The sequence below is a fragment of the Pseudoalteromonas distincta genome, assembly GCF_005877035.1.
Lineage (GTDB): Bacteria > Pseudomonadota > Gammaproteobacteria > Enterobacterales > Alteromonadaceae > Pseudoalteromonas > Pseudoalteromonas distincta.
On sequence record NZ_CP040558.1, the window covers coordinates 1,649,057 to 1,661,214 of the forward strand.

Consider the following 12,158-nt stretch of genomic DNA (forward strand, 5'->3'; position numbering starts at 1 on the left):
GAGGTATTGTATAACAATTTTAACAATCAGTTATTTATTTACTAAACAATTAACTGATTAAAGCTAAATTATTTTCCTGACGTATCACAATTGTGGCTTAACAACATAAGTTCACGAAGTGCTACCGAGAACTTAGCAAAGTCGTGGCTTTGTGATGTTTTAAACTCAGCCAGCATTTGTTTCCAGCGTTGAAGTAATAAATCTTGGCTATCCATCCACTCGTCTATTTGACTATCAACATCGCTCTCATCACCTTCAAAGCTATTTAATACAACTTCAGATAACGTACGTTGCTGCCAATCAAGCTCTTCTCGATAAGACGAGCGAGCAAGTGCTTGCCAATGATTCGCTACTGGTTGCTTAGTTATTTGCTCTAAGAACCAATGCAGACCCATTCTTGCACCTAGTTTAAAGTAAGTATTGGACACCATCGAAATGCTCTTACCTGAACTATTCGCAACTTCTGCTAAATCCATCACAGAGAATAAGCTTGATAAAGAAACAATACGATTAGCTATATCTGTTGGAACGCCCGCGTCAATTAACTTATTGGCCTCAATTACAATACGATCATTTTCTTTTTCAATCATATACGTATTTAAGTTATCGCTTAAATCTTTAAAGGTTGGCGCAAAGAATTCAATTCCTTGTTCAATCGTTTGTGACTTATTACGATGACGTAAGAACCAACGCGTTGCTCGGCGCACAGTACGACGAAGTTGGTAAAGCATTTCAGTTTGAACTGCTGCTGGTATTTTATTATCAAGTGCACTAATAGAAGACCATGTTTCACGCATTTCAAATATTTCGCTAGCAATTGAGTAACACATTGCTATCTCAGCTTCATTAGCACCGGTTTCTTCATGCATACGTACCATGAAGTTTAAACCCATATCGTTAACGATACTGTTAGCAAGTTTAGTTGCAATAATTTCTTTGCGAAGTGGGTGGTTGTTCATCGCATCGTTAAACTTCTCACGCAATGGGCGTGGGAATGACTTAACAAGCAATTGGCGATAGTAAGGGTTTTCAGTAATTTCATCACTTACTAAAGACTCTTTTAATACCATTTTTGCGTAAGACACTAGCACTGAAAGCTCAGGACGAGTTAAGTCTTTACCTGCAGCGGCGCGTTCTGCCAATTCTTCATCACTTGGAATAAATTCGATAGCACGGTTTAACTTGCCTTCTTTTTCAAGCGCATGAATAAAGCGAATCTTTTCTTTGAGCGTTGAAGTTCCTTTAGACTGCGTAATTGAAATAGTATGTGTTTGACGGTAACAGTCTTTTAATACTAATTCAGAAACTTCATCTGTCATTGAGTAAAGTAGCTCATCACGTTGTTTACGTGTTAGGTCACCTTCAGCGACTAAGCCATTAAGTAAAATCTTAATGTTAACTTCGTTATCTGAACAGGCAACACCCCCTACGTTATCAATAAAGTCAGTATTAACACGACCACCTTTAGCTGCAAATTCAACACGACCTAATTGCGTTGCACCTAAGTTACCGCCCTCACCTATTATTTTAGCGCCTAAATCTCTACCATTGATACGTAGTGCATCGTTTGCACGATCCCCTACATCGGCATCAGTTTCTTTAGAGTGTTTAATGTATGTACCAATACCGCCATTCCACAGTAAATCAAACTCCATCATTAATGAGGCTTTCATTAACTCATTTGGTGTCATACTAGCTTTTTTAGTGCCCAACATTTTTTTCATTTCTGGGCTAAGCGTAATTGATTTAGCTGCACGAGAGAACACACCGCCACCGGCAGAAATTAGCTCTTTATTGTAATCTTCCCAAGAAGAACGCGGCATATTAAATAAACGTTCGCGCTCAGGGTAAGATGTAGCAGCATCTGGATTAGGGTCAACAAAAATGTGCATATGGTTAAAGGCAACTTGTAGACGAATATGCTTAGATAACAGCATACCATTACCAAATACATCGCCTGCCATATCGCCAATTGCTACGACTGTAAAGTCGGTAGTTTGACAATCAATATCCATTTCACGGAAATGTCGTTTAACTGACTCCCATGCGCCTTTTGCTGTGATACCCATTTTCTTATGGTCATAACCAACCGAGCCACCAGATGCAAATGCATCACCTAGCCAGAAATTGTATTCGTTAGCAATGCCATTTGCGATATCAGAGAAAGTAGCAGTTCCTTTATCGGCTGCAACTACTAGGTAAGCATCATCTTCATCGTGACGAACAACATCGCGCGCTGGTACTATTTCACCACGCTCAATATTATCAGTAATATCTAAAAGACCACGGATAAAGATTTTATAACACTCTTGGCCTTCTTTGATAAACGCTTCACGCTCAGTCGGTAGTTGTTTACATACAAAGCCACCTTTAGAACCAACAGGTACGATTACCGTATTTTTAACTTGTTGTGCTTTAACTAAGCCAAGTACTTCAGTACGGAAGTCTTCACGACGGTCAGACCAACGCAGACCACCACGCGCTACTTTGCCGTAACGTAAATGCACACCTTCTACGCGCGGAGAATAAACAAAAATTTCAAACGCAGGTAAAGGAAGTGGTACATCAGGGATTAAGCTAGGTTGTATTTTAAACGACACATAAGACTTAAACTGTCCAGCATCGTCTTTTTGGAAATAGTTAGTACGCAGCGTCGCAACAATCATATCTACGTATAAACGTATAATACGGTCATCATCAAGGTTTGCTACATTTTCAAGCTCTAAATAAATTTGCGTGCTTAGCTTTTCAAGTGTTTTAGCACTTGCAGGGCTTTTAACTGAGAACTTTTTAGCAAACAAGTTAACAATTTGCGCTGCGATATTTGGATAATTTGCAAATGTACTTTCTATGTAGCTTTGTGAGAACGTTACACCAATTTGACGCATGTATTTAGCGTACGCACGTAAAATAGAGGCTTCGCGGCCTGTTAAGCCACCCATTAACACTAAACGGTTAAAACCATCGTTTTCAAGGCGGTTGCCCCAAACATTTGTTAATGCAGCACGAAAACGTGCTGAGATTTTATCAAAATCCGCCATCCCTTTGCTGTCAATAAGCATCGAGAAGTCCATGATCCAGTTGATACGACCATCGCTAGTTTTAACTGAATATGGTGTTTCACCAACAACGCGAAGGCCAAAGTTTTCAAGCATTGGCATGACATCAGATAAGTGAATCGGCTCATCTTTATGGAATAAGCTTAATCGTACAATATTGCTGTTTGCTTCTTCTTGAGGACGATAAAACAGCATTTCTAGTTTGTTTTCATCGCTAAGTAGTTCTAACTTTTCAATATCAACAACCGCAGCACTTGGAAGCACTTCATCTTTGTATGAGCGTGCAAACGCGTTACAGTATTTACGATTTAAATCGTTACCACGAGCTTCACCCGCAGACTCTAAAAGAGCAGATTGAAGTTTATCTTCCCACGTACGTGCAGCTTCTACTAAATTGTTTTCGATGTCTTTCACGTTATATTCGATCTTGTTGTCGGTCACACGAACGGTGTAATGAGTACGCGCCAGTGTTGACTCAGAGAAATAAGTAGTAAATTCGACTTTATCGTCAGAATTAAATGCATTAGCTAATATATCTTGCGTTTCACGACGAAGAGCCGTGTTATAACGCTCGCGAGGTACATAAACCATGCAAGACAAAAAGCGACCATACGCATCTTTACGTACAAACAAGCGGCACATATCGCGCTCTTGTACTTGTAAAACACCCATAGCAACTTCAAGTAGTTCACTTTCGCGCGCTTGAACAAGTTCATCACGCGGGTAAGTTTCTAAAATATTTAAAACAGCTTTGTAGGCGTGTGTGCCTTTGGCAAAATCACACATATCCATGATACGGTTAATTTTACTTTTTAATACAGGTACATCAGTAGCACTGTTATTGTAAAAGTTTGATGAAAACAAACCAATAAAGCGGTCTTCACCAATTACGTTACCTTCATCGTCAAAACGTTTAATACCTACATAATCAATGTAGGCTGGACGGTGAACGCGAGAAACAGAGTTGGTTTTTGTTAAGATCAGTAAGTTGCTACTACGTGCTTCTTGGCGGGCAACTTCAGGTAATTCTGATAATAATCGTGTATGTTCTTCAGTAGAGTTTTTCATCAAGCCTAGGCTTGTATCCATTTTACCTTTTAGTTGGTAATCACCTTGAACTGGGCTTAACTCATATTCACGGTAACCCATTAGGGTAAAATTATCTTTAGCTAACCAATCTAAAAACTCAGTTGTTTCTGAAACTTCATCTTTACTTTTATTATGATGACGTTTAGGTAACTCTTTAGTCACTGCAATCAATTTTTTACGGATTGGTTGCCAATCATCAACAGCAACTGATACATCAACAAGCACAGACTCTAATTCTTTTTTGAAAGACTCAATCACAGAAGAATCTGTTTGACGGTCAATTTCAATAAAAAATACTGTTTTAGTAGATGAAGATTCTTGCTCTGCTTTTAAATTTGATAATCCAGAAATTTTAGCGTTTTCATCACGCTTAATTTTTAATGGGCAGTGAAGTAATAAGTGAGAGGCGATATTTTCACGAGTCATGGCCATACGAACAGAATCAACTAAGAACGGCATATCTTTAGTGATAATTTCAACGATTGTATGTGATGACTGCCAGCCATCTTTTGCCACTTCTGGATTGAAAACGCGGATAACAGCGTCGTCAGTAGTATTTTTTTCTAGCGAGTTCCAAAGGCTTAATGCTGCGCCATATAGGTCACTATCGTTGCGGTTTGCCAAATCCTCTTTAGACATATTGCTGTACAAGGCTTTGGCGAATTTCTCAACGAGTAACACATTATCAGCGCGAACTTTTTTCTGGATCAGCTTACAGACATTATCTAGGATAACCGAGGCTTGGCCTTCATTTCGTGTCATTGTATGTTCCTTAATCTATTACTGCTAAAAGCAGAATATTTGTACAGCGTATTATTAGCGTGGAGTCAGTTAAATTCTAACCCTTTTACAGCTAATAAACAGCCTTTTCGATGAAAACATTTTAAGCATTTCAGCTATTTGGTCATCTATTCACAAAATATAGATATAAATGGCCATTACTGGCCATTTAGGAGCAAAAGTATTCACATTATTTTTTCTGGTCAGTCCAGAGGAGGCTGCCAATTGCGGGTAATAACAACACTGCACCTAACATATTCACTAAAAACATGAAGGTTAATAGTATACCCATATCAACTTGGAATTTAAGATCTGAAAATATCCAAGTGCTCACACCAATAGCTAATGTAATACCAGTAAATAGAACTGCGCTGCCACGCTCAACAAGCGCATTACGATAAGCAACACTAAGCGGTACGTTTTGCTTAAGCTGCCCCATCATCGACGAAAGTATATAAATACCGTAATCAACACCAATACCTACACCTAATGCAATTACAGGTAAAGTAGACACTGTTAAGCCTATTTCCAGCTGTACCATAAGTGCTTGGGCAAGGGTTGATACAATATAAAGCGGTAATACCACGGCTACTGTTGCTTTTACGCTTCTAAAGCTCATTAAACATAAAATAATAACGGCACCATAAACGTAAAGCATCATGGGTATTTGTGCTTCTGATACAGACTCATTAGTCGCGGCCATTACGCCCACAGGTCCTGACGCTAATTTAAATGCTAATTTATCAGTGCCCTCTTCTTGGGCAAATTGCTTAACACTCTTAATTACGGTATCGATAGTTTGTGCTTTATGATCATCTAAGAATATAATCACTGGCATAACAGAACAATCACCGTTAAGTAAGCCTGTACTAGTTTCAACTCGAGACGTTGACTGTACTAAGCTCGCTGAATTTCTTGGCAAACTCTGCCATTTTAAATTGCCTTCGTTGTAGCCCGCGTTAACCGATTGAGCTACAGAGCTCAAACTTACAGCAGACTGCACACCGGGCACATTCTCAACTTTGTATTGAAAACGGCTTATACGCTCCATCACATCATGCTCAGTACATGCTGCAGGATACGCCTCTACAATTACTTTTAAAATATCAGACGAGATAGTGTACTTATCCGATATTAAAAACGTGTCTTGGTTATAACGGGCATCTTGATGCAGAGATGGCGCGCCTGCGTGTAAGTCACCTATACGCATTTTATCTGCTTGCCAGTAGCCTAGAGCAAATAAAACAAGAGTAAAACCGATAATCATTTTAGCGATTTTAGGATCGGTTGCTTTTACTAAAATGTCTCTGATCTTATCAAGTATATTAGGCTTCTCAGCATCACCAGATTGAATATGTACACTGTTTTCAAAGTTCATGTACGACGCCCAAACTGGCAGCAAAATTAAATTTGTAAATATAATTACTGCCACACCTAAACTCGCTGTAATAGCAAGTTCGCGGATAATACCAATATCAATAGTAAGTAACGTTAAAAAGCCTACGGTGTCTGAAAGCAGTGCAATACCACCTGGTATTAATAAAGCCCTGAAACTTGACTGACAACAAATTCGCGTACTTTTTCCTTCACCTACTTTTTTGCCAATCGCATTAATCATCTGCACACCATGGCTTACACCAATAGCAAAGACTAAAAACGGCACCAAAATAGACATAGGGTCTAGTCCAAACCCTAAACTTGAAAGCAGGCCTAATTGCCAAATAACGGCAATAATAGAACACGCGATAGGCAAAATAGTTAGCTTTAAACTGCCACAAAATAGCCAAACCATAATAAAGGTAAAGGCGATAGCAATGGCAAAAAATACGACTACCCCTTTTGCGCCTTCAGCTATATCACCAGCCATTTTTGCAAAGCCAATAATATGAATACTTACTTTGTCTGTACTTAAAGGCTCTCTTAAATCACTTTCTAGCTTTTGTGCAAAAGCTAATGTGTCTAATTTTTGTTGTGTTTGAGGATCTGTTTCTAAAAGTTGAGCCGTTACCATTGCACACGAGTAATCGCTGGCAATCATACGCCCTACAACTTTTGCTTTTTCAATGTTTTCCTTTACTACACCTAATCCACGCGTATCTGCTTTAAAGTTTGCAGGAATAATTGGACCACCGGCAAAGCCATCCTCTACTACTTCTACAAAGCGAGCACTAGGTGAAAATATAGAATTCACTAAAGGACGATTTACACCAGGAATAAAATAAAGCTGATCGTGAACCGCTTTTAATTGAGTAAAAAATTCTGGATTAAATATATCTCCGCTGTCGTCACATACTGAAATTAAAATACTGTTTGCACCACCAAACTGTTTTTCATGTTTAGTGTATACCTTCATGTAATCGTGATTTAACGGGATATTTTTATTAAACGATGCATCAAGTTGAATTTGAGTCGCTTTAAATACAAGTAAACAGGTTATAAGTGCAAAACTTATAAGCATAATTAAGCGATGTCTAAAAATCGCCTTTTCAATAAAATCGAGTAACTTATGCATTAAGGGGTTAACTCCTTCACTTTAATGCCATCTTCTGTAGCCATGATCAATCTGTTATCTAAAATTACACCATCAAGAATCGCTTTACCGTCAGCAAGCTGCTCATGGGTGAGTAACCCATCTTGAAGATGAAAAATAACGCCACTATTACCGAGCATGAGCCATTGTTTGTTATTATAATTAATGATGTTGTTAATCGTCGCTGTTTTAACATTTTCAAAATGCTGCCACTGCTTTTCGCCACTTTGCTTTGCAAAAACATTACCTCGAAGCCCTGCCACAATTTCTTGTGTGCTATCAGAGGCAACTGCAAAGAATGAACCGGGATAAACTTCTTCTATTCTTTGCCAAGTTTGACCATCGTCAACGCTTCTGGCCATTAAACCCATTTCACCAACGAGCATTAATCCATTGTCTGTTTTTTCTATGCGATTAAAGTGCGGTAAAATAGAAGCAGTTTCCGCTTCGTATCCTTGTGGGTCATTTTCTTTTAAATCGTTTAAGTAATCACGATCATCACTAAAGAGTAGCGAATCTAAAAAGCGTTTTTGCCAATGTTGACCACCGTCTGTAGTTTGATAAAACATGCCATATGCGCCCACTGCAAAACCTTTTAAGTCATCTTCAAATAAAATATCTAAACATGGTTTGTCTAATTCAGGTAATGCTTGTTGTAGCTGCCAATTAACGCCACCGTCAGTAGTATTTATGATTGTTGCATCGTGGCCACACGCCCATCCATTATTTTCGTTACTAAAATCAACGGCAGTTAAGAGCACTTGAGTTGGAACTAGCTCAGCTTGTTGCCATGAATCACCCGATGTACTTTTAATAACAGTACCGTGTTTACCAACAGCAATTAAGCCATTACCCGTGTTAGTTATGTCGGTGAGTAAGGTTTTAGCTGCATTTGTTGCACTGATTGCATTGTTAGGGGCTTCTTGTGCAACACTCGCACCGCTTATTATCAGGCTGGCATATACCAAATACTTCATAAATTTTAATCGCCTTGTACGAGAGAGTTGTTTGTCTTTTTACTAGGGAGTGCGTTGCGCGCTGTAAGACAAACGCGATGAGAAAGGAAAAGGCACTTAACAAATTGTTAAGTGCCTAGTTTAATACTATCTACCTGCGCGACGTAAAGCGCTTGAAGTAAATTCGTTATCGTTAAATGACTGTGAAAAATCGTACATTTTTTCTTGGTTATCTAAACCAATTGCTAAATAACGACGAGAATTCAAATCATGATAAACCTCAAGCGTACTCCACTGTGTAGGAACTTCGTAATAGTTAAGACCATAAGCCATGGCTACACGGTAAAGTTGGTCGCGGTTATCATAAATATCAGTTACCTGTACTTGCCAGCTATCTTCATCAATGTAAAACACACGTTTTTTATAGATATGGCGTGTATCATCTTTTAAGTTAGCTTCAACAACCCAAACACGATGTTTTTCGTAACGTGTATGTTCTGGGTTAATATGGCCAGGCATTAAAATATCATCGTACTCTAGCTTGTCGCTATGAAGTTTATAGCTATTGTAAGGTATATATAACTCTTGCTTACCTTTTAGCGTCCAGTTGTAACGATTTGGTGAGCCATTAAACATATCAAAATCATCGGTAGTGCGCAGGCTATCTGCAGCTGTGCCTGGTGCATCATATGCAACATTAGGTGCACGACGAACACGACGTTGTCCCGAGTTATAAGTCCATGCTTGGCGCGGCGTTAATATTTGGTCCATTGTTTCATGAACTAATAATGCAGTACCTGCTAAACGTGCAGGCTCTGTAACGCTTTGTTTAAACTTAAACAAAATGTTTGAGTCTTGTAGCTCTGCTGGTGTAGCGCTTGGGTCTGAGTATTTAACTAATAGCTGCTCATCAAAACCAACATAGTTGTAAGAACCAGATGCAGTCGGTGCAGCTTGACCACCAAAACGCTCAATAGACTGGCCACGGTAACGTAATAAGTGATTCCAAATTGCCTCTAAACCTGTTTTAGGGATAGGGAAAGGGATACCAATCGCCGTATTTTTAATACCGTTACCGCCTTCGATTAATTCAGCAGTTGATGCAAACTTTTTAGTCGCGTCATAAACAAACTGAGGGTAAGAAGCTGAGCGGCGTGTTTCATACACTGGCATCTTAAATGTATCTGGGTATGCTTCAAATAAAGCAATTTGACCCGGACTTAAATTGGCTTTGTACTTTTCAATATTACTTTTATCGATAGTGAAAAGTACTTTATCAGCTGTAAACGGGTCAAGGTGATGCATACCAGCTTCATAACCTGCAGGCGCTGTTGTAATTCCGTTATTCCACGCTGGAATAGAACCATCAGCATTCGCAGCTTTTTCTGCACCCATTGGCGTTAAGTTTTGACCTAATTGAGCAACTTCATCAGCGCTTAATTTAGCCAAAGCTGCGCTGCTTGCAAACAAACTACAAAATGCTGTAGCGATGAGGGTAGGTTTTTTAATCATAGTAATGTTACCCCTAAATAGAATATTTTAAGTTAAAAGAAACGTAATCGCGGTCTGAGAATGTATTAACACCGCCACCGCCCCAAAACGAGTTATAGCTCACATCAAGTGACCACGCATTTTGGTAGTTAAAGTTCATCGTAGCACCTAAAGATTTACGATCTTCAATAAATAAGAACATAGGATCTGGTGTATTACCGTTTACGTCATGAGAAAATACAAAACGTGGTGAAAAGTTAATACCTTTGTAAAAGTTGAAGTAATCGCCTTTAGCAATTAGGCGGTAACCCCAAGAAGATGCTGTAGCGAATGATTTTTCTTCAGCGCCATTTGAAAGACCAAGTTGCAATGTTGAATAATCAGTAGTACCTGGGCCTGTTATTGTGCCACTACGGCCAGTACCTGATACATTTAAACGCATTTCGTCATAGTCAGGCATATCGTGAATTTTAACTGCACCCACTTCACCAACTACAGCCCAACTATCAGCACCTAATGAAGGACCAAATAAATGTGTTGCTGTAAATTGAATTTGTGATGTATCGCGTTCAATGTAGCCTTTGGCAACTTCACCTGCACCAACTGAGCTTACCGCATCGCCTATACTCATTTGCGAAATACCCGCAAAATCAGGACGAATACCAGCAACAGCCAATTGTTCAGGCATAGCTGTGTAAAGTAACTCTACGTCATCAATTTGTAGCGGTTCATCTTGGCGAAAAGCAAATTCACCCGCGAAGGCTGTTTCGCCGATAGTCGTATTAAAACTTAAACCATATAACTTAATATCTTCAGGGTACTCATTTTCAGCTTTAGAAAAAGCAGTTAAATCAGCAACATTATCTGACGTAATTTCTGTTGTCATGATCATCGCTAAATCTTGGGCAATTGCAGCTTGTGAAAAGTTTGATACGCGACCAGATATAAGCGGACGACGGCTATGATAATTCACGTGATAGAGTGCAATCTCAGTATCATTAAATTCAGGTAAAAATACACCTAAACGTAAACCATACTGACCGCCATCTTCTGGCTCTGTTTTACCATTATCCCCTTTACCTTTTAAAGCAACTTTAGTTGGGTATGCAAGATACATTTGAGCTAATAAAGCACTTCCTTCTGCACTTGAAGGATCAATACCTTGTGCTGCTGCGGCTAATGCAAAATCAGATGTTAAGTTATTCAAACTATCTGTTAAAAAAGCAACATCAATATCAGGATTAGACGTAAAACCTAATTGAACATTCTGCTGATAACCATTTTCTGCTGCAAAGTCATTAGTCGAAAAATACGTACCAGCTGCTGGTAAACGCGTTTCTTGCCATTGGTATTGGTAGAAACCTTCAAGGGTAATGTTGTCAGTAATGCCAAGCGATGCCCAAAGCATGCCTACAGGTATAAATGCTTCTTTAAGCTCAGCACCTGGCGCTTTCAATCGGTCAATATCAACTGGGTTTACGTTAATACCATGAGATATAAGTGTACTCTCACCCCAGTTAACTACTTGTTGACCTAAACGGACAGATAAAGGGTTATTACCATCATTTAAATCAAAATCAGCCCACACAAACGCATCTAATAAACGAATATCTGCACAACTTTGCGCTTTAGTGTCTTTATCATCACACGGATCAACCCCCTGCCCTGATGTAGGATTTGAATATGCATGATTGCCATCCATCAACGCAAAGTCATAAAAATACATGAAGCGAGTGAACAAACCGTAGTTATCTTTATTTATTGAAAGGTCGTGTGTTCCCTTCAAAAGTTTTGAAAATGAGTCACCACTGTCAAAATTTAAATTACCAGCATCACCATTATTTGAATAAGAGCCAGGTTGAGCCCATACATCTTGAGATGAGTAAATAGTGTTGTTTAGCGCAGGGTTGTAACCTGTCCAATCAAATGCCGGATTGTTACTTTTACCAATTAGGCTAAAGTCTCTGTCTTCTACGCGAACACTTTGCCCATATGAAAAGGTTGAATCGAAGGTAATATCAAAACCTCCAGCTTCAAATGTTACAGCTTGTGTACTTGCTGCAGATAAACCTAAGCTAGCGGCTGCTATACCTATAGCGATTCTATTTTTAACAAAAAGCGATCTTCTTATCATTTTGGTTCCCCCCTGTCGCGGGTCATTTTGTGTGATCAAGTTATTGTTTTTAGTGTAATCATAACGATAGAAGCGAATCAGTGAAATTACAAATACTCGCTCTAATCTTCCGTATACTT

General features: G+C 39.0%; 5 protein-coding genes. All 5 read right to left on the minus strand.

Annotation, left to right across the window (positions count from 1 at the left end):
• Positions 1-68 precede the first annotated feature (68 nt).
• Positions 69-4,910: an NAD-glutamate dehydrogenase gene (locus tag FFU37_RS07355; RefSeq protein WP_138489127.1), complete on the minus strand. Its 4,842-nt coding sequence runs from the start codon at positions 4,908-4,910 to the stop codon at positions 69-71.
• A 208-nt stretch (positions 4,911-5,118) separates the two neighbouring features.
• The gene (locus FFU37_RS07360; protein ID WP_138489128.1) at positions 5,119-7,440 is read right to left on the minus strand and encodes an efflux RND transporter permease subunit; all 2,322 of its coding nucleotides are present in this window, start codon (positions 7,438-7,440) and stop codon (positions 5,119-5,121) included.
• Positions 7,440-8,435, minus strand: coding sequence for a WD40/YVTN/BNR-like repeat-containing protein (locus FFU37_RS07365; protein ID WP_138489129.1), 996 nt, complete (start codon positions 8,433-8,435; stop codon positions 7,440-7,442). The genes FFU37_RS07360 and FFU37_RS07365 overlap by 1 nt, the downstream gene beginning before the upstream one ends.
• 126 nt (positions 8,436-8,561) lie before the next feature.
• Positions 8,562-9,926, minus strand: coding sequence for a DUF1329 domain-containing protein (locus tag FFU37_RS07370; protein WP_138489130.1), 1,365 nt, complete (start codon positions 9,924-9,926; stop codon positions 8,562-8,564).
• 13 nt (positions 9,927-9,939) lie between these two features.
• Positions 9,940-12,039, minus strand: a complete 2,100-nt coding sequence (locus FFU37_RS07375) for a DUF1302 domain-containing protein (protein ID WP_002961905.1) — start codon at positions 12,037-12,039, stop codon at positions 9,940-9,942.
• Positions 12,040-12,158: the final 119 nt, after the last annotated feature.